General features: G+C 69.4%; 18 protein-coding genes and 1 riboswitch. Of the genes, 9 read left to right on the forward strand and 9 right to left on the reverse strand.

Going from position 1 to position 23506, the window contains the following annotated elements; all coding sequences use genetic code 11:
• Positions 1 to 766: 766 nt before the first annotated feature.
• Positions 767 to 1819 carry a chitosanase gene (locus Psi02_RS21545; protein WP_275415224.1) on the forward strand — a complete coding sequence of 351 codons (1053 nt, stop codon included), beginning with the start codon at positions 767 to 769 and terminating at the stop codon, positions 1817 to 1819.
• A gap of 68 nt (positions 1820 to 1887) precedes the next feature.
• Here Psi02_RS21545 and Psi02_RS21550 read toward each other — a convergent pair whose 3' ends face one another.
• The 4 genes from Psi02_RS21550 to prcB form a co-directional block, all read right to left on the reverse strand.
• Positions 1888 to 2847: an FKBP-type peptidyl-prolyl cis-trans isomerase gene (locus Psi02_RS21550; RefSeq protein WP_203976867.1), complete on the reverse strand. Its 960-nt coding sequence runs from the start codon at positions 2845 to 2847 to the stop codon at positions 1888 to 1890.
• A 73-nt stretch (positions 2848 to 2920) separates the two neighbouring features.
• Positions 2921 to 4279, reverse strand: coding sequence for a Pup--protein ligase (gene pafA, locus Psi02_RS21555; RefSeq protein WP_203956097.1), 1359 nt, complete (start codon positions 4277 to 4279; stop codon positions 2921 to 2923).
• Positions 4280 to 4352: 73 nt separating this feature from the next.
• On the reverse strand, positions 4353 to 5135 hold the full coding sequence (gene prcA / locus Psi02_RS21560; RefSeq protein ID WP_203976869.1) for a proteasome subunit alpha: 783 nt from the start codon (positions 5133 to 5135) through the stop codon (positions 4353 to 4355).
• A gap of 28 nt (positions 5136 to 5163) precedes the next feature.
• Entirely contained in the window at positions 5164 to 5979 is an 816-nt protein-coding gene (gene prcB / locus Psi02_RS21565) for a proteasome subunit beta (RefSeq protein ID WP_203977151.1), read from the reverse strand.
• A 267-nt stretch (positions 5980 to 6246) separates the two neighbouring features.
• Between prcB and Psi02_RS21570 the strand changes: the two genes are divergently transcribed.
• The 7 genes from Psi02_RS21570 to Psi02_RS21600 all read left to right on the forward strand — a co-directional run bounded on the left by Psi02_RS21570 (position 6247) and on the right by Psi02_RS21600 (position 15728).
• Positions 6247 to 7614 (forward strand): extracellular solute-binding protein, encoded by a 1368-nt coding sequence (locus Psi02_RS21570; protein WP_203976879.1) that lies wholly within the window; start codon positions 6247 to 6249, stop codon positions 7612 to 7614.
• Positions 7601 to 8491, forward strand: coding sequence for a carbohydrate ABC transporter permease (locus tag Psi02_RS21575; RefSeq protein ID WP_203976881.1), 891 nt, complete (start codon positions 7601 to 7603; stop codon positions 8489 to 8491). The genes Psi02_RS21570 and Psi02_RS21575 overlap by 14 nt, the downstream gene beginning before the upstream one ends.
• Before the next feature lie 113 nt (positions 8492 to 8604).
• Positions 8605 to 9429: a carbohydrate ABC transporter permease gene (locus tag Psi02_RS21580; protein WP_239095053.1), complete on the forward strand. Its 825-nt coding sequence runs from the start codon at positions 8605 to 8607 to the stop codon at positions 9427 to 9429.
• Positions 9426 to 10487: an ABC transporter ATP-binding protein gene (locus Psi02_RS21585; RefSeq protein ID WP_203976883.1), complete on the forward strand. Its 1062-nt coding sequence runs from the start codon at positions 9426 to 9428 to the stop codon at positions 10485 to 10487. The genes Psi02_RS21580 and Psi02_RS21585 overlap by 4 nt, the downstream gene beginning before the upstream one ends.
• 2 nt (positions 10488 to 10489) lie before the next feature.
• Positions 10490 to 11743 (forward strand): CehA/McbA family metallohydrolase, encoded by a 1254-nt coding sequence (locus Psi02_RS21590; RefSeq protein WP_203976886.1) that lies wholly within the window; start codon positions 10490 to 10492, stop codon positions 11741 to 11743.
• Positions 11744 to 11851: 108 nt separating this feature from the next.
• Positions 11852 to 13009 (forward strand): Gfo/Idh/MocA family protein, encoded by a 1158-nt coding sequence (locus tag Psi02_RS21595; RefSeq protein ID WP_239095054.1) that lies wholly within the window; start codon positions 11852 to 11854, stop codon positions 13007 to 13009.
• A complete protein-coding gene (locus Psi02_RS21600) occupies positions 12981 to 15728 on the forward strand; it encodes a glycoside hydrolase family 38 N-terminal domain-containing protein (RefSeq protein ID WP_239095055.1) in 2748 nt (915 codons plus the stop codon). Before Psi02_RS21595 ends, Psi02_RS21600 begins: the two co-directional genes overlap by 29 nt.
• 49 nt (positions 15729 to 15777) lie before the next feature.
• On the opposite strand, the gene Psi02_RS21605 is transcribed toward Psi02_RS21600, so the two are convergent.
• A complete protein-coding gene (locus Psi02_RS21605; protein WP_203956091.1) occupies positions 15778 to 15987 on the reverse strand; it encodes a ubiquitin-like protein Pup in 210 nt (69 codons plus the stop codon).
• A gap of 482 nt (positions 15988 to 16469) precedes the next feature.
• Here Psi02_RS21605 and Psi02_RS21610 point away from each other — a divergent pair, with 482 nt between their 5' ends.
• Complete coding sequence (locus Psi02_RS21610) at positions 16470 to 17357, forward strand: serine/threonine-protein kinase (protein ID WP_203976888.1); 888 nt, start codon at positions 16470 to 16472, stop codon at positions 17355 to 17357.
• 2 nt (positions 17358 to 17359) lie between these two features.
• Here Psi02_RS21610 and Psi02_RS21615 read toward each other — a convergent pair whose 3' ends face one another.
• The 4 genes from Psi02_RS21615 to arc all read right to left on the reverse strand — a co-directional run bounded on the left by Psi02_RS21615 (position 17360) and on the right by arc (position 23341).
• Positions 17360 to 18742, reverse strand: coding sequence for a cobyrinic acid a,c-diamide synthase CobB (locus Psi02_RS21615; RefSeq protein ID WP_203976890.1), 1383 nt, complete (start codon positions 18740 to 18742; stop codon positions 17360 to 17362).
• A gap of 125 nt (positions 18743 to 18867) precedes the next feature.
• A riboswitch (cobalamin riboswitch) is annotated at positions 18868 to 18964 on the reverse strand.
• A gap of 84 nt (positions 18965 to 19048) precedes the next feature.
• Positions 19049 to 19654, reverse strand: coding sequence for a histidine phosphatase family protein (locus tag Psi02_RS21620; RefSeq protein ID WP_203976892.1), 606 nt, complete (start codon positions 19652 to 19654; stop codon positions 19049 to 19051).
• 29 nt (positions 19655 to 19683) lie between these two features.
• Positions 19684 to 21201: a depupylase/deamidase Dop gene (dop, locus tag Psi02_RS21625; RefSeq protein WP_203976895.1), complete on the reverse strand. Its 1518-nt coding sequence runs from the start codon at positions 21199 to 21201 to the stop codon at positions 19684 to 19686.
• Between the two features lie 376 nt (positions 21202 to 21577).
• Positions 21578 to 23341 carry a proteasome ATPase gene (gene arc, locus Psi02_RS21630; RefSeq protein ID WP_203976896.1) on the reverse strand — a complete coding sequence of 588 codons (1764 nt, stop codon included), beginning with the start codon at positions 23339 to 23341 and terminating at the stop codon, positions 21578 to 21580.
• Positions 23342 to 23506 lie beyond the last annotated feature (165 nt).

Raw genomic sequence — 23506 nt, forward strand, 5'->3', positions numbered from 1 at the left:
GAACAACAGATTCGAACACCTGCACGAATCATTTCACGAGAATGGAGGGACGACAACCAATACCGATGAGTAATCAGGGAACTCGTTCAAACCAAGATCACCCTATTGATATATTTAACACTTTCGTTCACATGCGGGCTTTTCATCGCAATTATCCGACCCGGCCAGCTCACCCCGTCACACAGCACCCCCATCGCGACCAAGCGAGGTTGATCTAGTGTCGGCATTTCGCCGACCTGCGAAAATGTCCCGCCGGCCAGCGCCCGCGAGGTCCGGCCGGAGCCACGCCCGCCACCTTTCGGCACCCCCACTCCGAACTTCGCAACCCATCGATGAATAGCGGGATAAAGGCACCGAACAGCAGTTGCAGCGTAGAAAGACGGGCTACAGGAAGTAAGTACCTAGATGCTGCGCCAAATACCCAGATTCCCGATATACCAGTGTCGAGAATAAATAGCTCCGCATATAGACGGAGACCGCGAGGCGGCAGGCTGTCGACATCACACGGAGATCGGCGGACGTCACAGCCCTCACGCATGTCGTAAGTCAAACGGCCGGAGATACCAGTCATTACCCGGGTAAAACTGGGCGTTGACAGCGCCATGCGACACCTGGTCTCATTAGGAAACCTTCCTAACTAATCTGCAAGGGTTCCTCCCCAGCAGCCGCCACCCCCTCTCGATCGTGCGCCCCCCCAACGTCGCAACGTGCTCCTCCACATCGCCGTTGGACGCCGATGAGATCGGCGGAGAAACGGAGAGACACAGTGACAGACCTGCCGAAGAGCAGGCGTACCCCCCGGCGAGGCGCTCTCCTGCTCGCCGTAAGCGTCGCCGTACTCCCGGTGCAGTCAGCAGCCGGATGCGCCGCGGCAGACGCCACTCCGGCCAAGGTGGACCCCGCCAAGGTGGCCGCACTCGACTCCGTGACGGACTCGCCCGACGCGGCCCTCCCCGCGTCCGACGGCGGGGGGAACGTGGCCGAGCCCACCCAGCCCGCCAAGCCCTCGAGCACCGGCCAGGCCGGTACGCCGAGCGGAGCGAGCACGTCCGGCAAGCCCGGCACCACGGCCAAGCCCAAAGCCAAGCCCAAAGCCAAAGCCGCGGCCGTCGACCTCAGCGATCCGAAGAAGAAGGAGATCGCGATGGAGCTCGTCTCCAGCGCGGAGAACTCCTCTCTCGATTGGAAGGCCCAGTACAAGTACATCGAGGACATCGACGACGGCCGGGGCTACACGGCGGGCATCATCGGATTCTGTTCCGGCACCGGCGACATGCTGGAGCTCGTCGAGCTCTACACCCGACGCAAGCCCGGCAACGTGCTCGCGCCGTACCTGCCCGCGCTGCGCAAGGTGAACGGCACGGACTCGCACAAGGGCCTGGACCCGAACTTCATCAAGGACTGGCGCAAGGCCGCGGCCGACACGGCCTTCCAGCAGGCGCAGAACGACGAGCGCGACCGCGTCTACTTCAATCCGGCGGTGAAGCAGGCCAAGTCGGACGGCCTGCGCGCGCTCGGCCAGTTCATCTACTACGACGCGATGGTCATGCACGGGCCCGGCGAGGACAGCGTCAGCTTCGGCGGCATCCGCAAGACCGCCATGAAGAAGGCCAAGACCCCCGCACAGGGCGGCGACGAGGTCACCTACCTCAACGCCTTCCTGGACGCCCGCAAGGCCGCGATGAAGACCGAGGAGGCCCACAGCGACACGAGCCGGGTCGACACCGCGCAGCGGGTCTTCCTCAAGGCGGGCAACCTCGACCTCAACCCGCCGCTGAAGTGGAAGGTCTACGGGGACAGCTACAGCATCAACAGCTGAACCCGGCCGAAGAAAAAGGATCTTCCCCCTCGACGGGGAAGATCCTTTTTCTGAGTTCTACGGAGGCGTCAGACGGCGCCGAGGACGTCCACCACGAAGACCAGGGTGTCGGTGCCCTTGATGCCGCCCTGGGCGTTGCCCTCCTTGCCGTACCCGAGGTCCGGCGGGATGGAGATCAGGACGCGGCTGCCGACCGGTACCCCGGTGAGCCCCTGCGCCCAGCCCTTCACGACCTGGTTGAGAGCGAACGTGGCCGGCTCCCCGCGCTGCCAGCTGGAGTCGAACTCCTTGTCGGTGCCCCAGATCTTGCCCGTGTAGTGGGCGAGGATCATCTGGTCGGCCTTGACCTGCGGCCCGGAGCCCTTGATCACGGTCTTGACCACGAGGTCCTTCGGCGCCTTGGCGTCGGTCTTGGTGGTCAGCGTGGGCGCCTTGTCACCACCCGGGTTCTCGAGCTTGACCCCGTCGACGGCGGGGTCCACCACGGCGCCCTGGGCGGCCTTCGGCGCGGCGGACTCGACGTCGACCACCAGCACCTGCGAGGTCGTGGTGAAGTCGGTGCCCTGGTCCTTGGCCTGCGTGATCTGGTCGGGGCTCAGGCTGTCCTTGGCGACGACGGCCAGGACCCTGCCTCCCGGCCTGGCGCCGACGAGAGCCTCGTGCAGAGACTTCGGAAGCTGAGGGCTGACCGTGACGAACTCGGAATGACCCTGGTCGTAGTCGGAGCCCGACGACTTGTTCTCCTTGCCGTCCCAGTTGTAGACGGTCACCTTGGCCGTGAGGACGTCGCCGTCCTTGGCCGCCGTGCCCGAGCCGTCCGAAACCTTCAGGGACGACGACGTGAGCGGAGGCTGGCCCGCCGGGAACGTCACCGTCGGCTTCTTGCCGGCCTCTCCCACCACCTTCAGGCCCGCGGCGGCGGCGGTTCCCGCGCCCGTGCTGGGGGACGCGGTCTTCTGCGCGGTCCCGCAGGCCGCGGCGAGCAACAAAGGCAAGGCGGCGGCGACTATTGCCGTACGGCGGCGCATGTGAAATCCCTCAGACAGACAGCTAGGTTCGGGTAACCCTACCCGAACCCGCTGTCGGAACGACGTAAGGAGATCACATTCCGGCGATGAGCTTGTCAACCCTTTCATCGACGCTGCGGAACGGATCCTTACAGAGCACGGTCCGCTGGGCCTGGTCGTTCAGCTTGAGGTGGACCCAGTCGACGGTGAAGTCGCGCCGCTTCTCCTGGGCCTTGCGGATGAACTCGCCGCGCAGTCTGGCCCTCGTGGTCTGCGGCGGAACCGACTTCGCCTCGAAGATCTTGACGTCGCTCGCCACCCGCTCGACGGCTCCCCGCTTCTGCAGCAGGTAGAACAGGCCGCGCTTGCGGTGGACGTCGTGATAGGCGAGATCGAGCTGGGCGACTCGCGGCGATGAGAGCGGAAGGTCGTACTTCTGCCGGTAACGTTCGATCATCTGGTACTTGGTGACCCAGTCGATCTCCCGCGACACGAGGTCGAGATCGCCGGTGTCGACGGCGCGGAGCGTCCGCTCCCAGAGCTCCAGGACCCGCTTGCTGATCTCGTCGCCGCCGCGCCGGTCGACGAAGTCCCGCGCCTTGGTGAGGTACTCCTGCTGGATCTCCAGGGACGAGGCCTCCCGCCCGTTGGCGAGCCGGACCCTCCGGCGGCCGGTCATGTCATGCGACACCTCACGGATCGCCCTTATCGGGTTCTCCAGCGACAGGTCCCGCATCACGACGCCGGCCTCGATCATGCGGAGTACGAGGTCGGTGGCGCCGACCTTGAGCAGCATGGTCGTCTCGCTCATGTTCGAGTCGCCGACGATGACGTGGAGGCGGCGGAACCGCTCGGCGTCGGCGTGCGGCTCGTCGCGCGTGTTGATGATCGGACGTGAACGGGTGGTGGCCGAAGAGACGCCCTCCCAGATGTGCTCGGCCCGCTGGGACACGCAGTAGACCGCACCGCGCGGCGTCTGCAGCACCTTGCCGGCCCCGCAGATGATCTGGCGGGTGACGAGGTAGGGGATGAGGACGTCGGCCAGCCGGCCGAACTCCCCGTGCCGGCCCACGAGATAGTTCTCGTGGCAGCCGTAGGAGTTGCCGGCGGAGTCGGTGTTGTTCTTGAACAGGTAGATGTCTCCTGCGATGCCCTCCTCGCGTAGACGCTTCTCGGCGTCGACGAGGAGACCTTCGAGGATGCGCTCCCCCGCCTTGTCGTGGGTCACCAGCTCCACGACGTTGTCGCATTCAGGGGTGGCGTACTCGGGATGACTGCCCACATCCAGATACAGACGGGCGCCGTTACGGAGAAATACGTTGCTCGATCGGCCCCAGGACACCACTCGCCGGAACAGGTACCGCGCCACCTCGTCCGGTGACAGCCTGCGCTGCCCCCTGAACGTGCAGGTGACGCCGTACTCGTTCTCCAGCCCGAAGATGCGTCGATCCATCACTTAACCCTATTCCCCGAATGTGACAACCGGATAGGGATCACCTGGTAATCGCCGAGCCTGACCTTGGTGGTTACTCGGCCGAGCCGGTGTCGATGTCTCCGTCCGGAGCGGTCGGAGGCTCCGGCAGCGAGACGTCTTCGGCGGCAGGCTTATCCGGTGGTGTCTCGGACTTGGCCGTCTCGAGCAGTTTCTCGAGGCGGGGACCGGCGAGGCGCAGGAACTTGCGGTGCTCGCGGCCGCGGTCGAGGACCGCCACCTCGAGCTGGGTGGTGGGAGGGCGCTCGCCTCCCGGCTCGGTCAGGGCGACCAGGGCGGCCTCGAGCGCCTCCGGCAGCGGCAGGTTGTCCCTGTAGCGCTCCTTGAGGCGGCCCGCGACGGCCTCGGCCTGCCCGCCGATGACGGCCATGCCCTGCTCGTCGAACACCGACCCGTCGAAGGTCAGCCGGTAGATCTGGTCATCGGCCTGGGATTCGCCGACCTCCGCGACGACGATCTCCACCTCCAGGGACTTGATCGACTCGGTGAAGATCATGCCGAGCTGCTGGGCGTACAGGTTGGCGAGACCGCGGCCGGTGACGTCGTTGCGGTTGAAGGTGTAGCCGTTGATGTCCGCGTAGCGGATGCCGGCCAGGCGGAGCGACTCGAACTCGTTGTACCGCCCGACCGCGGCGAAGCCGATCCGGTCGTAGATTTCACTGATCTTGTGGAGAGCCTTGGACGGGTTGGGCGCCACGAACAGGATGCCGTCGGCATACTGCATGACGACCACGCTGCGGCCTCGCGCGATGCCCTTTCGCGCATACTCCGCCCTGTCCCGCATGATCTGCTCGGGTGAGGCATATCCAAAGGGCATGGACACCGGGGGTGTTCCTCTCTACGAGTTAGCGCAGCGGGGCGATCGGTCCGTCGGGGGCTTCCATCCGTACGGCGAGCACGGCCTGGACGAGCTCCGCGACCTCGTCGTCGGGCAGCCGGCGGAAGCCGTCCGCGGTGATCACGGCGATCATCGGCCAGATCTTCCGCGTCACGTCGGGCCCGCCGGTGGCGGAGTCGTCGTCGGCCGCGTCGTACAACGCGTTGAGGCACGCCATGACGGTGTCCTCGGCTGAGGCGTTCTCGCGGTACAGCTTCTTCAGCGAACCGCGCGCGAAGATCGAGCCCGAGCCGATCGAATGGTAGTTCCGCTGCTCGTACGGCCCGCCGCCCACGTCGTAGCCGAAGATCCGCCCGCCGTCGACGGCCGGGTCGTACGCCGCGAACAGCGGCACGACCACGAGGCCCTGCATCGCCATGGCGAGGTTGCCGCGGATCATCGTCGCCAGCCGGTTAGCCTTGCCCTCGGTGGAAAGCGAACGGCCTTCCGTCTTCTCGTAGTGCTCGAGCTCCACGCGGTAGAGCCGGGCCATCTCGATGCCCGTGCTCGCGGTGCCCGCGATGCCCATGCAGGAGTAGTCGTCGGTGCGGAAGACCTTCTCGATGTCCCGCTGGGAGATGATGTTGCCCGAGGTGGCGCGGCGGTCGCCGGCCATCACCACTCCCCCGGCACAGGTCGCCGCGACGATCGTGGTCGCGTGGGGGATCTGCTCACCGACCGGCACGGCCGGCGCCTGTGCCCGGGACGGCAGCAGATCCGGCGCGTACGCGCCGAGAAACTCGGTGAAAGACGAGGACCCCGTGTATGTGAAGAGGTTGTTCATCCCGGCCTGCTGAGATGCCACGCGACTCCCTCCAAGCGTGCGTTGTTACGCCCGACCCTACTCATGTCACCGCACTGGTTGCACTCTTCCCGATCAGCTCAGCGCGAACCTCGTTTCTTGATCGTCGTTCCGGCCGCGGCCGCGGTGGACCCCCGCGGGCGCCGCCCTCGCTCTTCACTGCTTCACCAAACCGTTTCTTTACTCGTTAGTTGTCCCGTGCGACTGTCGATTTTGTCTGTACGTCATGACTTTGACGCGGAGGTCTTCATGAGACCTGTACTCGCGGCGGTGGCGGGAGCCGTACTGGTCCTCGCGGCCTGCGGAACGGGAAGCGAATCCTCGGACGGCAGTGTCACCCTCATCATCACGTCGAACGCGATCTCCGGCGGAAAGAACGCCGAGACGGCCGACTGGACGACCCGGTGGGTCATCCCCGAGTTCGAGAAGGAGCAGAAGGCGAAGGGCCGCCAGGTCCACGTCCTGTTCCAGCCGAGCGGGGTCGACGACGAGCAGTACAAGACGAAGATCGCCCTCGACCTCAAGTCGCACGCCGGGGCCGACGTGATCGACGTCGACGGCATCTGGGTGGGCGAGTTCGCCCAGGCCGGCTACATCAAGCCGCTGTCCGAGGTCGCCGGCCCCGAGGTCGACTCCTGGGAGGGCTGGAGCCAGATCCCGAAGGCCGTACAGGGCCTGGGGATCTTCGAGGACAAGAAGTACGGCCTGCCCCAGGGCACCGACGGCCGCGTCCTGTACTTCAACAAGGACCTGTTCAAGAAGGCCGGCCTGCCGGCCGACTGGCAGCCCAAGAGCTGGCAGGAGATCCTCGACGCCGGCAACGCCCTGAAGGCCGCCGGGGTGCCGGTGCCGATCCAGCTCAACGCGGGCACCGCGATGGGTGAGGCGACGACCATGCAGGGCGCGCTGCCGCTCCTCGCCGGCGCGGGAGCGCAGATCTGGGCCGACGGCAAGTGGACGGGCGGCTCCCAGGCGCTGAAGGATGTGCTGGGCTTCTACCACCAGATCTACACGACCGGGCTCGGGGATCCGAAGCTGCAGCAGGAGGCGCAGGGCAGGGACAAGTCGTTCGCTCAGTTCGCCGAGGGCAAGATCGGCATCCTGGCGGAGGGCGACTACTTCTGGCGGGCGGTCGTCGAGCCCAAGGCCGGCGTCGCCCCGATGCAGAACAGGGACGCCGCCGTCGGGTACGCCCTCATCCCCTCCGAGCGCCCCGGCTCGGGCATCCGCGGGCAGGACTTCGTCAGCATGTCGGGCGGCGCCGTACGGGTCCTGAACCCGAACTCGAAGAACCCGAAGCTGGCCTGGGAGCTGCTGTCGTTCATGCACTCGGCCAAGGCCACCACGTCGCAGCTCGCGGGCGCGGCCAGGATCACCTCGCGCACGGACGTGAACGACGAGGTGCTCGGGGTCGATCCGATGCTGAAGTTCGTGTCGGACGAGGTGCTGCCGATCACGGCCTACCGTCCGCCGCTGGCCGTGTATCCGGAGGTGTCGGTCGCGCTGCAGGAGGCCACCGCCGCCGTCGTGTCGGGCAAGACGGTCGACGAGGCGGCCGCCGCTTACCAGCAGAAGGTGGAATCCCTGGTCGGCGGCGCCGCCAATGTCACAAGCTGACCCATCGGGCCTGGGACGCGCACGAGCCGTCGGGTTCGTGCTCCCAGGCCTGGTGCTGATCGGGATCTTCCTGATCTTCCCGGCGCTCTGGACCATCTATCTCGGCCTGACCGACTACCGGCTGACCGGCCTCGCCGCGGCGAATCCGCAGGTCGTCGGACTCGACAACTACACCACGGCGCTGGGGGACGACCGGTTCCGCAACTCGCTGTGGCTGACCGTGCAGTATGTGCTCGGCTCGGCGGTGGTGGGCCAGGCCGCGCTCGGGTTCGCGATCGCGTGGATGTTGCGCAACCGGCCCGGGCCGGTCAAGCGCGTCACCGAGGGCCTCGTGCTGCTGGCCTGGATCCTGCCGTCGTCGGTGGTCGCGTTCCTCTGGATCGCGCTGCTGGACCGCGACGAGGGCACGCTGAACGCGCTGCTGCACACGCCGGGGTTCGCCTGGCTGCTCGACTACCCCATGTCGTCGATCATCGTGTTCAACATCTGGCGGGGCACGGCCTTCTCGATGATGTTGTACGGCGCGGCGCTGGAGAACGTGCCGCCGTCCCATCTGGAGACGGCCAGGCTCGCGGGCGCGTCGACCTTCCAGCAGCTCAGAGACGTCGTCTTCCCGAGGATCAAGGGCCACGTGCTGACCAACCTGCTGCTGATCAGCCTGTGGACCTTCAACGACTTCACCTCGTTCCAGCTCACGGCGGGCGGGCCCGAGGGCCGTTCGGAGATCCTCCCCGTGTACATCTACAACGTCGCGCTCAGCGGCGGCCAACTGGGCTTCGGCGCGGCGATCTCGTTCCTCGTCCTGCTGATCAACCTCGTCTTCGCCTTCATCTACCTGCGCCTGCTGCGCGGCCGCAGGAAGGTGGTCGTCCCATGACCCGCGAGGGGCGCGGCGGTGCCTGGACTGAGGAGAGCGCGGGAGCGAAGCGACCGAGGCGCGACGAGGGAAGGCATCGCCGCAAAGGAGCCCCGAGCCGTCGTGCCGGAGGCATGACCATGACACGCCACGCGCTCGCAACGATCGGACGGGCCACGTTCTTCGCGGTCGTGCTGGGGTTCTTCTCCCTGCCGCTGCTCTGGCTCGCCTCCGCGCCATTCGACGCGCACCCGTCGATCACGACGTCGCTGCCGGAGTTCACGTTCGGCAACTTCCGGTCGCTGCTCGACAACCCGTATGTCATGAGCTCGCTGCGCAACTCGCTCCTGCAGGCGGCCGGCAGCGCGGCGCTCGTGGTGGTCCTGGCGGCCCTGGCGGCGTACGCGCTCTCCCGGGTGCGGGTGCCCGGCAGGGACGCGCTGTTGTACGTGTTGCTGCTCCTGTCCTCCGTGGTGACGGGGACCGCGGCGATGGTGCCGCTGTTCGAGCTGGCCACGCGGCTGAACCTGATCGACACCCACCTGGGGGTGATCCTCACCCTGTCGGGCGGCCTGCTCCCGGCCGCGATCTTCATTCTCAAGGACTTCATGGACGGCACGCCCACGTCGTACGAGGAGTCGGCCCGGGTGTTCGGGGCGTCGCCGCTGCAGATCCTGCGGCACATCGTGATCCCGCTGGTGCGGCCCGGCCTGGCCACGATCGCGGTGTGGGCGGTCGCCAACGTGTGGGGCAGCTTCCTGCAGCCGTTCATCCTGCTCCGCGATCCCGACAAGTCACCCGGCGCGGTGATCCTCTACACGCTCTACACCGAGGGCGGGGCGCCGCGTCTCGACCTGATCTCGACGTTCTCGCTGCTCTACTCGCTTCCGGTGGTCGTGATGTACGTGTTCGTCAGCCGCAGGTACGGCTTCCGCTTCCACGGAGGGATCAAGAGGTGATCTCGCTCAGCGGTCTGACCAAGGAGTTCCCCGGAGGTGTCCGGGCGATCGACTCCCTCGATCTCGAGATCCGCGACGGCGAGTTCTTCGCCCTGCTCGGCCCCTCGGGGTGCGGGAAGACGACGTTGTTGCGGACCATCGCCGGCCTGGAAACCCCGACATCAGGAAATGTCGGGATCGGGGGGACCGACGTGACCGGGTTGCCCCCCGGACGGCGCGACGTCGCGATGGTCTTCCAGGACTACGCGCTGTTCCCCCACATGGACGTCACGACCAACATCGCCTATCCCCTGCGGATCAAGAAGGTCTCCCGGGCGAGGCGGGAGGCCAAGGCGGCCGAGACCGCCTCCCGTCTCAGCCTCTCCGAACTGCTGGCGCGCAGGCCCGCACAGTTGTCCGGCGGCCAGCAGCAGCGGGTCGCCCTGGCCAGGGCCATCGCCAGCCGCCCCCAGGTGTTCCTGTTCGACGAGCCGCTGTCGAACCTCGACGCCCGCCTGCGCCTGGAGGCGCGGACGTTCCTCAAGCGCCTCCAGCGTGAGCTCGCGGTGACCACCGTCTTCGTGACGCACGACCAGGGAGAGGCGCTCGCGCTCGCCGATCGGATCGCCGTCATGAACGCCGGGCGGATCACGCAGGTCGGCACGCCGTCCGAGGTCTTCCACCGGCCCGCCGACCCCTTCGTGGCCGGTTTCATCGGCTCCACCCCCATGAACCTGCTGCCCGCCTCGGCCGAAGGGGGCGAGTTGCACGTCGCCGGCGCCGTGCTCCCCCTCCCTCGCGACATCCCGGACGGTCCTCTCGTGTACGGCCTACGGCCGGAATATGCGGATCTATCACAATCCGCACCGGTCGGGAGGCGGGACGCCTTCTCGGGGAAGGTAGCCGTCGTGGAGAATCTCGGCACCGCCCACCTCGTCACGCTCGAGTCGGGGGACCTGCTGATCCAGGTCGTCGTACCGGAGGGAGACGAGCCCGCCGTCGGCGCGTCCGCCTGGGCCGCCCCCCGTCCCGGCCGCGCCCTCCTCTACCGCGACGACCGACTCCTCACGGGGGCCTGAGGATGGCCTGGATCACGGGAGCGCCCGGAGAGACGATCCGGGGGACGTGGACGCTCGACGACCGGATCTCCGGCCCGGTCAAGGAGGTGGCGTTCGAGATCCCCGCCGGCACCGCCGCCCTCACGGTACGGCTCGGCCATGACAGCTCGGCGGGGGTGCTCGACCTCGGCTGCTCGGGCCCGGACGGCTTCCGCGGCTGGTCGGGCGGGGCCCGCACCGAGTACACGATCGGCCCCCTGTGGGCGACCCCCGGCTACCTTCCCGGCGACGTCGAGCCCGGCGTCTGGCGGGTGCTGATCGGCCTTCATCGCATCCCCCTCGAGGGCATGCCGTACGAGATCACGGTGATCGCCCACCCGCGGCCGCCGGCCGCTCCGCGCGACCATCCGAGCCGGTGCAAGCGAGCACCCCGTGACCCGCACCGGCAGCCCGCCGCCACGCGCCGGGGCCTGCCCTCGCTCGACGGGTTCCACTGGCTGGCCGGGGACCTCCACGCCCACACGCATCACTCGGACGGCTCGCTCAGCGTCTACGAACTTGGGTGCTTCGCGGCCGACCGCGGCCTCGACTTCCTCGCCGTCACCGACCACAACACGGTCAGCCACCACGCCGACCTGGCCTCCGGGTCGGCGCTCGCCGGCATCCTGCTCGTTCCCGGGCAGGAGGTCACCACCGATCTCGGCCACGCCAACGCGCTGGGCGACATCGGCTGGGTCGACTTCCGGCGCCCGCCCGACGAGTGGGCCCGTGCCGTGGAGGACCGGGGCGGAGTGTTGTCGGTCAACCATCCCCTGGCGGCCGACTGCGCCTGGCGGCACCCGTTCGGCAACCGGCCGAGGACGGCCGAGCTGTGGCACTGGAGCTGGTGGGACCGGACATGGGGCGCGCCGCTCGCCTGGGGGCAGGCCTGGACGGACGACCTCGTCGTCGTGGGAGGCGGGGACTTCCACCGGCCGGAGGACGGGCACCCGCCGGGGGCTCCCACGACGTGGGTGCTCGCCGACTCGGCGTGCGACGGCGCGGACAAGGTCGTGCGGGCGGTGGCCGACGGCCGCACCGCGGTGTCGGCGTCGCCCGACGGGCCGCTGCTGCTCCGGCACGGGGAGGAGTTCCTCGTGGCCGGCGGGGACGGGCTCGTGTTGTGGGGTCCGGAGATGCGGCGGGTCATCCGCGGGGATCGCGTGCTGGTGCCGGCCCGGCCGGGCGTCCATCGGCTCGAGACGCCGGTGAACGAGGTGATGGCCCTGTGCACCTGACCCCCGCCGCACCTGGCACGGCCTTTGCGGGAAGGCAGGCGTGATCACACCGGCATCGTGGGAAGGTCACGTGGCAGCCGGGGAAGCCCGCGTGACGGTGGGGGGACGGTGACGGGCGTGGACGTGGTGAAGGTGGCCGTCGTGGGCCTGGGCGTGGCCGGTCAGGTCGTCTACCTGCCGCTGCTGGCGCGGCGTCGCGACATCTTCCGAGTCTCCGCCGTCTGCGATCTCGACCGCGAGCACGCGGAGAACGTGGGGCGCGACATCGGCGCCACGGCGTTCGACGACCCGATCGCCATGATGGACAGGGGCGGATTCGACGCGCTGATCGTCTTGACCGGCGGGTCCCACGGGCCGCTCGTGAAGGCGGCCCTCGACCGCGGCTACTGGGTGCTCTCCGAGAAGCCGCTGGCCTACAGCCTGGCCGAGCTGAAGGGCATCCCCGGGGACGCCCGGCTCATGGTGGCCTACATGAAGCAGTACGACCCGGCGTCGCAACGCATGCTGGACGCGCTGCACGAGGTGGGCGGACCGGCCGCGATCCGCCATTTCGACGTCACCGTGCTGCACCCGTCGGACGAGTCGCAACTGCTGTTCGCCAGGGCACGCGTGACCAGGCCCTCGCCCGACCGGCTGGCACCGTACGCGGAGGCCGACGAGCGGGCGCTCACCGCCGCGGTCGGGGCGTCGTCGGAGCGGCTGCGGCGCCTGTACGCCCGGGTCGTGCTGGGCAGCATCTGCCACGACCTGTCCCTCATGCGGATGTTCACCGGCCCGCCCGACACGGTGGACCACGTGTCGGTGTGGCCCGTCGACGCCTTCCCGCCGTCCGTCGAGGTGAGCGGGACGCTGCGCGGCAGCGGTTCCGGCAGGTACGGCATCCGCTGGCACCATCTGCCCAGTTATCCCGCGTACCACGAGACCGTGCTGGTGCACCACGAGCACGGCTCGCTGGAGCTGGAGTTCCCCTCCCCCTACCTCCTGAACGCCCCGACCACCCTCACCTGCCTGTCGCGGGTCGGCACGACCGAGCGGCGGACGGTCTACCGTGACGTGGCGGAGGCGTTCGAACGGCAACTCGTCGCCTTCCATCGGTTCGTCACCCAGGAGGAACGCCCTCTGACCGGGCTCGAGGGCGCCGTGGAGGACATCGTCACCGCCCAGCGGATCATCCGCCGCTACGCCGAATGGGCCGGCATCCCCGTCAGCGGCGAATGCGTCGAGAGCGAGCGCACGCGTGAACCTGTTACCGACCCCCTCGGATGATCGTCCAGAGATCGTCGTCGTCCCCCACACCCACTGGGACCGCGAGTGGTACCTCCCGTTCCAGCGGTTCCGGATGGGCCTGGTCGGGATGCTCGACGACGTCCTGTCCGCGATGGACGACGACCCCGCCTACCGGTTCACCATGGACGGCCAGCTCGCCGCCGTGGAGGACTACCTGGAGATCCGGCCCTCCCGGCGTGACGACATCGTCCGCTTCGTCACCGAGGGCCGGTTCGCCGTCGGCCCGTGGCTGATCCTCGCCGACGAGTTCCTCTGCTCCGGCGAGACCCTGATCCGCAACCTCGAGTACGGCATGCGCGGCTCGGCCGTCCTCGGCGGGGCGATGCGCGTCGGCTACCTTCCCGACCAGTTCGGGCACTGCGCCCAGATGCCGCAGATCCTGGCGTCCGCGGGACTGCGCCACGCCTGCCTGTGGCGCGGGGTCCCGGCGCACGTCGACCGGGACACGTTCGTCTGGACGGGCGCCGACGGCACCTCGGTGACGACCAGATACCTGCCCGGAGGGTACGGCAACGCCGTCGCGCTCCTCAGCGGCCCGCCCGACGGCCTGCCCGACCGCGTCGCCGCCTTCGCCTCCGCGATGGACGGCTGGCGCTCGGACGCCCTGCTGCTCGCGATGTACGGGGCCGACCACTCGGCCCCGTCCCGTGAGATCACCGCCGCAGGGCTGCGCGTCGCGACCCTCGGCGAGTTCATGGACACGGCCGCAAGCGCCGCCAAGGGCGCCGCCGACGGGGACGGCGGCCTTCCGCGGGTCGCCGGCGAGCTGAGGTCGCACGCGCGGGCCAACATCCTGCCCGGCGTGATCTCCGCTCGCGTGGGGCTGAAGCAGGCCATGGCCCGGGCCGAGCGGGTCATCACGCGATACGCCGAGCCGCTGTCCGCCCTGTGGCTCACCGACCGCTCGGCCTCCGCGCGCCTGCTCGATCTCGCCTGGCGGCGGGTCATCGCGTGCAGCGGGCACGACTCGGTGACCGGCTGCGGCGCCGACGAGACGGCGCAGCAGGTGGCCGCCAGGATCGCCGAGGCCGGGCAGATCGGCCAGGCCGTCGTCGACCTGGTCGGATCGTCCCTCGCCGCGTCGGCGGGCAAGGACGCGATCGTGGTCGTCAACCCCTCCCCGTTCGAGCGGTCCGGCCTCGTGCTCGCCGACCTCCCCGAGCGCAGCGCCACTCTCGTGGGCCCGGACGGCCGGGCCGTGCCCGTCCAGCGCCTGGAGCACGCCCCCACGCTCCTGGACGAGACCGTCATGGACGACCTCGGACGGTTGCTCGGCCGCGTGCACGAGCGGGAGCTGTTCGGCCACGAGATCGTCTCCTGGGCCGTGGAGCGGCCTCGCGAGGACGAGGGCGGCGTGTTCACCGTGACGGTCAGCCGCCACGCCTCGGGCGCGTACGCCTACGAGGACCTCCGCCAGGCGATCCTCGGCGCGGGGCCGGGGCCCTGGATCGTCAGGACCCTGGCGGAACCGGTCGTCACCGTCGCCGCCCATGTCACCGTGCCGCCTCTCGGCCGTTCGGTGCTGACCGCGCGCGCTCCGGTCTCCGGCGGCCCCCGGGCGGGCCTTCCCACCGGAGCGATCCTCGAGGAGGAGGCGGACGGGGCCACGCTGGACAACGGGCTGCTGCGCGTCCGGGTCGCCGCCGACGGCACGCTGTCCCTGCGGAGCGCGGAGGGAGTCGAGGTCCACGGGGTCGGGCGCGTCGCCCACGGCGGTGACGTGGGCGACACCTACAACCACGCCCCACCGCCACGGGACCACGTGAGCGACGTCCCCGCTCACGTGTCGGTCGAGGAGGTGCACACCGGGCCGCTCGTCTCGGTGCTCGACGTCGTCCGGGTCTACGAGTGGCCGGCGGACGAGCACGCGGCCTCCCAGGTGACCACCGACGTCCGGACCAGGGTCGAGTTGCGGGCGGGCGAGCCGTACGTGCGGTGTGAGGTGTCCATGGACGTCGTCTGCCGGGACCACCGGATCAGGTGGCACGCCCCGCTGCCGTCCGGGGCGGCCGAGTCGTTCGCCGAGGGGCAGCTCGCCGTGGTCCGGCGTGGCCTGACGGCCGAGGGAGGCGGCGGAGAGGAGCCCGTGCCCACCTTCCCCGCGGAGTCGTTCGTCGCCGCGGGCGGGCTCGCGGTGTTGCTCGACCACGTCAGCGAATACGAGCTCGTCGGGGCGGAGGTCCCCCAGGTCGCGAGCGAACTGGCGCTCACGCTGGTCAGGTCGGTGGGCCTGCTGTCCGCCAATCGCAATTCCCACCGGGACGAGCCCGCCGGGCCGCAGGTGGCGACTCCCGCCGCCCAGTGTCCGGGGCCGTTCTCGACGCGCTTCGCCGTCCTCCCGTATGCGGGGACCTGGCACGAAGCGGAGTTGCCGCGTCTCGCGGAGGAGTTCCGGCACGAACTGCTCGCCGTCCCCGGCTCCGGGCCCTCAGTGGCCGCGTCCACGCGGCGGGGACTCATGATCAGCGGCGACGGGGTGATGATGGCGGCGTTGCGGGAGAGGGACGGATGGCTGGAGATCCGCCTGGTGGCCGAGCATCCGGTGGCCACCGCGGCTGTGATCCACGGGGGGTTCACCGGCGCGCGTCTCGCCGACGCGCTCGGTTCCCCCGCCGCCCCGCTGGATGTCACAGAAGGATCGGTACGGCTCCCGCTCCGTCCCTTCGAGATAGCGACCGTTCAGATGTCGTGGTTGTAGCCGGGCTCCCGCTCGATGGTCCGGCGGGCGCCCATCGTGGGACCCGCTTCTACTGCCCGCCCTTCTGGACGTAGCTCCGGACGAACTCCTCCGCGTTCTCCTCGAGAACCTCGTCGATCTCGTCGAGGATCGCGTCGACGTCGTCGGTGAGCTTCTCCTGACGCTCCTGGACGTCCGGGGCCGCCTGCGCCTCGACCTCTTCGACGTCGTTCTCCTGGCGGCCGGTCTGCTTCTGACCGCCGGTGTCCTTGGTCGCCATGGGTGCTACCTCCGCTACTCGGGGATGTCCCTCTCCCTATATTTTCCCCGAACCGGACGACAATTCGCGCGGAAGCCCCCACGATCTTTCTCCCCGGCCCGGGGACGTCCCGCCAGACAACCCTCTGCGTACCCCGAGCGCAACCCCCTGACCGGATAGCAGAGCTATCCGATTCTCCGGCCGGACCGGCCCCGGCCACCCGGTCCGGACAAGCTCGTTTACCCGAGGGTGCTGGCTGGAGTAAGCCCGAGAGCAGGCACAATGATCTCGGCACCGGCCTGCTGTAGATCGGATCGTTATGCCCGCCACACTGCCGTCCGGCATCCGGCGGCAGCCGTCCGGACCACAATGTGCAGAGATCTCGGGCCCACGGGGGCGGCTGGAGCGCGGACGGGGAACTGATGGGAACAGATCGGGCAGGAGACCTGCTCGGGGATCGGTACAGACTTGTGTCGCCCTTCCACCGGGAGGACGGCGGCGTCATGTGGCGGGCTCACGATTCACGGCTCAAGCGTGACGTGGTGGTCAGGGAAGTACGCCCGCCCGCCCATCTCGACGGATCCGATCTCCCCTCCGCGCGGCTCCACGCGCTCGGTGAGGCGCGCTCGGCGGCCCGGCTGGACCATCCGGCGATCGTCACCGTGCACGACCTTCTGGAGGACCAGGGCCGGCTCTGGATGGTGACCGAACTCCTGCGCGGCCTCACGCTGACGGAGACCGTGCGGCATCTGGGCAGGCTCCCGGTCCACTGGGCCGCCTGGGTCGGCTTCCAGCTCCTGGCCGGGATCCGGTACGCCCACGCGGCCGAGGTCCTGCACGACGGCATCAGGCCGTCCAGGGTCCTGCTGACCGAGGAACGCGTGGTGCTGACGGGCTTCGGGTTCGCCACGCCGGAGAACATGCCGGCGCCGCCCCCGTCGCCGTACGCCGCGCCTGAGCGGCTGCTCGGCCGCCGGCCGGACCAGGCGTCCGATCTGTGGTCGTTCGCGGCGACGCTGTACTACGGCGTGGAGGGCAGGCCTCCCTACCCGGCCGACGAGGTCCGCTCCGGCCGGACAGGCGAGCCTGAGGCCGTCACGGCGGCCTCAGGCGCATACGGCGACGCCGGGAGCGCTCCCGAGGACGCGTCCGCGGACCGGCCCGGAGGCTCGGTCCTGACCGCCGACGATCGCGGGGAGCCGGACCCGCCCCGCAAGGCGGGACCGCTGCGCCCGGTCCTCGAGGGCCTGCTCCGGGTGGACCCGGAGAGGCGGCTGACGGCCGAGGCGGCCACGGCCCTCCTCGTGGAGCTCCTGAAGAAGGAGGGCATCGCGGCCACGTTGCCCGGGCGCAGGACCGAGTCGCCCCTGCCGCCCTCCTTTACAAAGTAGATTCATTTGTCCGCCGGGTGGCCCGCCGCCGCGGCGACGAAGCGGGCCGCGAGCCGGGGACTGCCCGCCCAGTGCAGGTGCAGATAGGACGCCAGGACCCCGCCACTGGCATGTCCGTCGGCCCCGCCCCGCCACCGGAACGCGGGCCTTTCCGGCGGATCGCAGACCGTCCGATGGAACTCGTGCCCGCGGAACCGTTCGCCCTCCCTGGTCAGCACCGTGTCGCGGACGGCGACCGCGTCGCGGTACCCGAGCGTGAGCCGGGCGGTCATCCGCGCCGTCGTGTCGAGCACGCCGCACATCGGGAGCCCGTCGAGCTCACGGCCCAGGTAGAGAAGCCCGGCGCACTCGGCGGCGATCGGCCCGGTGAATCCGGCCACCTGCTCGCGCAGCGGCACGTTCGCCGACAGCGCGCTCGCGTACACCTCGGGGAAGCCGCCGGGCACGACGATGCCCCGCGTGCCCTCAGGCAGCGCCTCGTCGTGCAGAGGGTCGAAGGTGACGACCTCGCCACCGGCCGCCTCAAGAAGCTCCACGTGCTCGGCGTAGCCGAACGTGAACGCCGCCCCTCCCGCCACCGCGATCCTGATCCCGCCGCCCTCCGCCACCACGTCGCCCTCTCGTACGGCCTCGGCCGGCGACCACGAGGTCCCCGCTGAGGCGGGAGCCGAGCGCGCGAGCCGTACGAGCCCGTCGAGGTCGCAGGACCCGGCCACCAGGTCGGCGAGCAGCCCGGCGGTCCTGACGGCCTCGGCCCGCCGCTCCGCCACGGGGATCAGGCCCAGGTGACGGGAGGGGGTCTCGATCTCCGCAGCCTTCCTGATCGCGCCGAACACGGGGACTCCGGCGTCTTCGAGGGCACCGCGGCAGATCTCCTCGTGGCGATCGGAGGAGAGCCTGTTGAGGATGACCCCGCCGAACCGGATCCGGGTGTCGTACGACGCGAACCCGTGAACGAGCGCGGCCACCGACTGGCCCTGACCCGCGGCGTCCACGACCAGGACGACGGGGGCGTCCAGCAACCGGGCGACATGGGCCGTCGAGGCGAAGTGGCCGTGCCGTCCCGCGGCGGGCTCTCCGGGGCTCGTGGCGACGCCGTCGAACAGGCCCATGACCCCTTCGATCACGGCGACGTCCGACCCGGCCGAACCATGCCGGAACAGGGGGCCGACGAGGTCCTCGCTGGTCAGCCACGGATCGAGGTTCCGGCCCGGCCGCCCGGTCGCGAGGGAGTGATAGCCGGGGTCGATGTAGTCGGGGCCCACCTTGTGCGGGGACACGCGCAGGCCCCGCGCGGCCAGGGCGGCCATCAGGCCGGTGGCGACCGTGGTCTTCCCCGTTCCCGAACCGGGTGCCGCGATCACGAGCCGGGGAACGCCGCTCATCGCCGGCTCCCGGCCGACGGCCCGGTCGGTGACGTGGGCGACGGCGGACTCGGTGGCAGGCTCGAGCGCACGGATGATCCATTCCCGGGGTCCTCGCCCCGATCGGGTAGGGCTGCCGCGGCGGGAAGTCTCCCGGCTCCCGGGGGTCGGCGCCCGTCCCGGGCCTGGGTGAGCTCCCCGGTCACGGTTGCGGGACAGTCGCGGATTCCCACCGCGTTCCTTCCACGCCGCCGCCCGAAGTGTACGACGTACGGCCCCACGGGCCGGGGTCAGGTGCTCCGCGCCGTGATCGGCCCGCTCGGGCCGTCAGGCACCGGCTCCGAGCCGCAGGTTCCACCGTCCGCTCCTGCCGGTCAGCTCGGACCGGCTCAGCGGCTCCACGTCGATCCGCCAGAACGCTCCCGGCGGAGTCCCGAGCGCGTGGACGATCACGGCGCGGATCACGGACGGGTGCGTGACGGCTACCACGCGGCCCGGAGGCAGGCCTGTGAGCCAGCCTGCCACCCGATCGATCACGTCGGCGACGGATTCCCCGCCGTGGGGCGCCGCCGACGGGTCGGCGAGCCAGCGGCTCACGCCTTCGGGGTCCGCCGCCTGGACGTCGGCCAGCGTGCGGCCACGCCATGCGCCGAAATCGCAGTCTCGCAACTGCGGGACCGGCTCGGGGGCGAGGCCCAGCGCCTCGGCCGTCTGGCCGCACCGAAGCTCGGGTCCCCGCAGCGCGAGCCCGTCCATGCGGGCGGCACCGGCCTCTCGCTCGGCACCGGCCTCTCGCTCGGCTCCGGCTTCTCGGGCGGCACCGGCCTCTTCGTCACGAAGGCCGCGCCCCTCCACCGGCTCGTCCTCGGGGAACGACGCGGCGGCCATCGCCGGGGTGAAGGCGTGACAGATCAACAACAGGCGGGTGGTCATCGCGTCAGGGAGTCCCGGCCGCCGAGGGCTCAGCTCTCGCCGGTCAGAGCCGCCACCAGGTCGGCGGCGGTCCTGCACCGGTCGAGGAGGTCGCCCACGTGCGCCTTGGTGCCACGGAGGGGCTCCAAGGTGGGCACCCGTTGCAGCGACTCCCTGCCGGGGATGTCGAAGATCACCGAGTCCCACGACGCGGCGGCCACCGACTCGCTGTACTGGCGCAGGCAACGGCCGCGGAAATAGGCGCGGGTGTCGTTCGGCGGCATCTCGATGGCCCGCTCGACCTCGTCCTCGGTCACCAGGCGCTGGATGCGGCCCCGGGCCACGAGCCGGTTGTAGAGGCCGCGCTCGGGCCGGATGTCGGAGTACTGCAGATCGACGAGCTGGAGCCGCGGGTGGCTCCAGGGCAGGTTGTCGCGGGTGCGGTAGCCCTCGAGAAGCTCCAGCTTGGCGACCCAGTCGAGCTCCCTGGACAGCTGCATCGGGTCCTCGGCGAGCCGGGTCAGCACCGACTCCCAGCGGTTCAGCACGTCCTTGGTCATCTCGTCGACGCCGGAGCCGTAGCGGTCCTCGACGTACTTGCGGGCCTGCTCGAGATACTCCATCTGGAGTTGGACGGCCGTCATCTTGCGGCCGTTGCGCAGCGCGATCTCGTATTTGCAGGTCGGGTCGTGGGACACGGCCCGCAGCGCCGCGACCGGCGACTCCGCCGACAGGTCGTTGGTGAGGAAGCCGTCCTCGATCATGGCCAGGACGAGCGCCGTGGTCCCCAGCTTCAAATATGTCGAGATCTCCGACATGTTGGCATCGCCGATGATGACGTGGAGGCGGCGGTACTTCTCGGGGTCAGCGTGCGGTTCGTCACGCGTGTTGATGATCGGCCGCTTGAGCGTGGTCTCGAGGCCGACCTCCACTTCGAAGAAGTCGGCCCGCTGGCTGATCTGGAAACCCTCGCCACGCGAATCCTGCCCGATCCCGACCTTGCCCGCGCCGCAGACGACCTGGCGGGACACGAAGAACGGCGTGAGATGGCGGACGATGTCAGCGAACGGGGTGGCCCGGCGCATGAGGTAGTTCTCGTGGCAGCCGTAGGAGGCGCCCTTGGCGTCGGTGTTGTTCTTGTACAGCTGGATGGGGGCGTTGCCCGGCATGCCCGAGGCGCGGACGGCGGCGTCGTGCATGACCCGCTCCCCCGCCTTGTCCCAGATGACCGCGGCCCGGGGGTTGGTGCACTCCGGCGTGGAGTACTCCGGGTGGGCATGGTCGACGTAGAGCCGCGCGCCGTTGGTGAGGATGACGTTGGCCAGGCCGAGGTCCTCATCGGTCAGCTGGCTCTGGTCGGCCACCTCACGGGCCAGGTCGAACCCACGGGCGTCACGGAGCGGGTTCTCCTCCTCGAAGTCCCATCGAGCGCGCCGGGCCCGAGCGGCCGACGCCGCCAGGTACGCGTTGACGACCTGCGAGGAGGTCACCATCGCGTTGGCCCCTGGCTGGCCGGGTACGGCGATGCCGTACTCGGTCTCGATGCCCATCACCCGCCGAACCGTCATGCGCACCCCGCCTGTTTCAGGCTGTCGTTCCGCCGTTATATCCCCGAGCCTAGCCCCTTCTCTATGCCCGGCTGCCAGACAGTTACGGCACCGATGCCTAGGGAGTTTGTACCGGAACGGGCGACTGGAGCGGGGAGACCGACTTCCGCGTGGCCGTACGCAACGGGTGGGGGCGATCGCCCGGACCCGCCCGGCGGACCGCTGACCAGCGCGGGAGGAGGCCGGCGCCGGCGCCCCTCAGCCTGGCCTCGGCGCCGGGTGCGGACACGGAAAGCGGCGCGGTCCGCCGGGGGACCGCGCCGCTCCTCGTGTCACGAGTTCCGCTGGATGACGGAAGTGGCCGGAGTTCCTTCGCCTTCCTCTGAGGCTGCCGCGCTCAGAGGTACTGACCCGTGTTGGCCACCGTGTCGATCGACCGGCCGGCCTCCGTGCCCTGCTTGCCCTGGACGAGCGTGCGGATGTAGACGATCCGCTCGCCCTTCTTGCCGGAGATGCGGGCCCAGTCGTCGGGGTTGGTGGTGTTGGGCAGGTCCTCGTTCTCGGAGAACTCGTCCACGCAGGCGGCCAGCAGATGCGCGATCCGCAGACCCTTCTGCCCGGTCTCGAGGAACTGCTTGATCGCCATCTTCTTGCCGCGGTCCACGATGTTCTGGATCATGGCTCCGGAGTTGAAGTCCTTGAAGTAGAGGACTTCCTTGTCGCCGTTGGCGTAGGTCACCTCGAGGAAGCGGTTCTCCTCGCTCTCGGTGTACATCCGCTCGACGACCCGCTGGATCATGCCCGCGATCGTGCCCTCACGGCTGTCGCCGTGCTCGGACAGGTCGTCGGCGTGGAGCGGGAGCTCGCTGATGATGTACTTCGAGAAGATGTCCTTGGCCGCCTCGGCGTCCGGCCGCTCGATCTTGATCTTGACGTCCAGGCGGCCGGGCCGCAGGATCGCCGGGTCGATCATGTCCTCGCGGTTGGAGGCGCCGATGACGATGACGTTCTCCAGGCCCTCGACGCCGTCGATCTCCGACAGCAGCTGGGGGACGATGGTGTTCTCGACGTCGGAGGAGACGCCGGAGCCGCGGGTCCGGAAGATCGAGTCCATCTCGTCGAAGAACACGATCACCGGGGTGCCCTCGGATGCCTTCTCCCTGGCCCGCTGGAAGACCAGGCGGATGTGCCGCTCGGTCTCACCGACGTACTTGTTGAGAAGCTCGGGACCCTTGATGTTGAGGAAGAAGCTCTTGCCGGACTGGCCGGTCTTCTCGGCGACCTGCTTGGCGAGGGAGTTGGCGACGGCCTTGGCGATCAGGGTCTTGCCGCACCCGGGCGGGCCGTACAGCAGCACGCCCTTGGGCGGGCGGAGCTTGTGCTCCCTGAACAGGTCGGCGTGCAGGTAGGGCAGCTCGATCGCGTCCCTGATCTGCTCGATCTGCCTGCTGAGGCCGCCGATCTCCTCGTAGGAGATGTCGGGGACCTCTTCGAGGACGAGCTCCTCGACCTCGGACTTGGGGATCCGCTCGTAGACGTAGTTGGAACGGGGCTCGAGCAGGAGCGAGTCTCCGGCGCGGATCGGCTGGTCGAGAAGGGACTCGGCCAGCTTGACCACGCGCTCCTCGTCCGCGTGCGAGATGACGAGCGCGCGCTGCCCGTCCTCCAGGAGTTCCTTCAGCATGACGATCTCGCCGACGTCCTCGAAGCCGAGGGCCTCGACGACGTTGAGCGCCTCGTTGAGCATGACCTCCTGGCCACGCTTGAGGGACTCGACCTCGACGGCGGGGCTGACGTTGACCCGCAGCTTCCGGCCGCCCGTGAACACCTCGATCGTGCCGTCTTCCCTGGCCTCGAGGAACACTCCGAAACCGGACGGCGGCTGGGCCAGCCGGTCGACCTCCTCCTTGAGGGCGACGATCTGATCCCTGGCCTCCTTGAGGGTGGAGACCAGCCGTTCGTTCTGACTCGTGAGGGCCGCCACCTGGGCCTGTGCCTCATGGAGACGCTCTTCGATGACCCTGGCCTGCCGGGGTGACTCGGCCAGTTTCCGGCGCAACGCGGTGATCTCCTCCTGCAGGAAGGAGACCTGTGTTGTGAGATCCGCGACCTCCCGTTCGCGCTGCGCGGCTCGAGCCTCAGCGTCGTCGCGAGCTGCCACGCCCCGTCACCTCCTTCCCCGTCGAGAACGACTACTCAAGACCCTACCTATCTTGGCGCTGTACGTAACCTGGCCGGGCAGTGTTCGTGTAGTTACATTGGGTGTTCGCCGTTTGATACCTAATTGTGCGTTTATTCTCGCAGCATAAGGAACACACCCTTATGT

Origin of the sequence: Planotetraspora silvatica, from assembly GCF_016863315.1 — a bacterium.
Classification (GTDB): domain Bacteria; phylum Actinomycetota; class Actinomycetes; order Streptosporangiales; family Streptosporangiaceae; genus Planotetraspora; species Planotetraspora silvatica.

Coding starts and splice junctions, on each gene's coding strand:
- Psi02_RS21550 (WP_203976867.1), bottom strand. CDS start 2,847: ATGCGCCGCCGTACGGCAATAGTCGCCGCCGCCTTGCCTTTGTTGCTC.
- pafA (WP_203956097.1), bottom strand. CDS start 4,279: ATGGATCGACGCATCTTCGGGCTGGAGAACGAGTACGGCGTCACCTGC.
- prcA (WP_203976869.1), bottom strand. CDS start 5,135: ATGCCCTTTGGATATGCCTCACCCGAGCAGATCATGCGGGACAGGGCG.
- prcB (WP_203977151.1), bottom strand. CDS start 5,979: ATGAACAACCTCTTCACATACACGGGGTCCTCGTCTTTCACCGAGTTT.
- Psi02_RS21570 (WP_203976879.1), top strand. CDS start 6,247: ATGAGACCTGTACTCGCGGCGGTGGCGGGAGCCGTACTGGTCCTCGCG.
- Psi02_RS21575 (WP_203976881.1), top strand. CDS start 7,601: ATGTCACAAGCTGACCCATCGGGCCTGGGACGCGCACGAGCCGTCGGG.
- Psi02_RS21580 (WP_239095053.1), top strand. CDS start 8,605: ATGACCATGACACGCCACGCGCTCGCAACGATCGGACGGGCCACGTTC.
- Psi02_RS21590 (WP_203976886.1), top strand. CDS start 10,490: ATGGCCTGGATCACGGGAGCGCCCGGAGAGACGATCCGGGGGACGTGG.
- Psi02_RS21605 (WP_203956091.1), bottom strand. CDS start 15,987: ATGGCGACCAAGGACACCGGCGGTCAGAAGCAGACCGGCCGCCAGGAG.
- Psi02_RS21610 (WP_203976888.1), top strand. CDS start 16,470: ATGTGGCGGGCTCACGATTCACGGCTCAAGCGTGACGTGGTGGTCAGG.
- Psi02_RS21615 (WP_203976890.1), bottom strand. CDS start 18,742: ATGAGCGGCGTTCCCCGGCTCGTGATCGCGGCACCCGGTTCGGGAACG.
- Psi02_RS21620 (WP_203976892.1), bottom strand. CDS start 19,654: ATGACCACCCGCCTGTTGTTGATCTGTCACGCCTTCACCCCGGCGATG.
- dop (WP_203976895.1), bottom strand. CDS start 21,201: ATGACGGTTCGGCGGGTGATGGGCATCGAGACCGAGTACGGCATCGCC.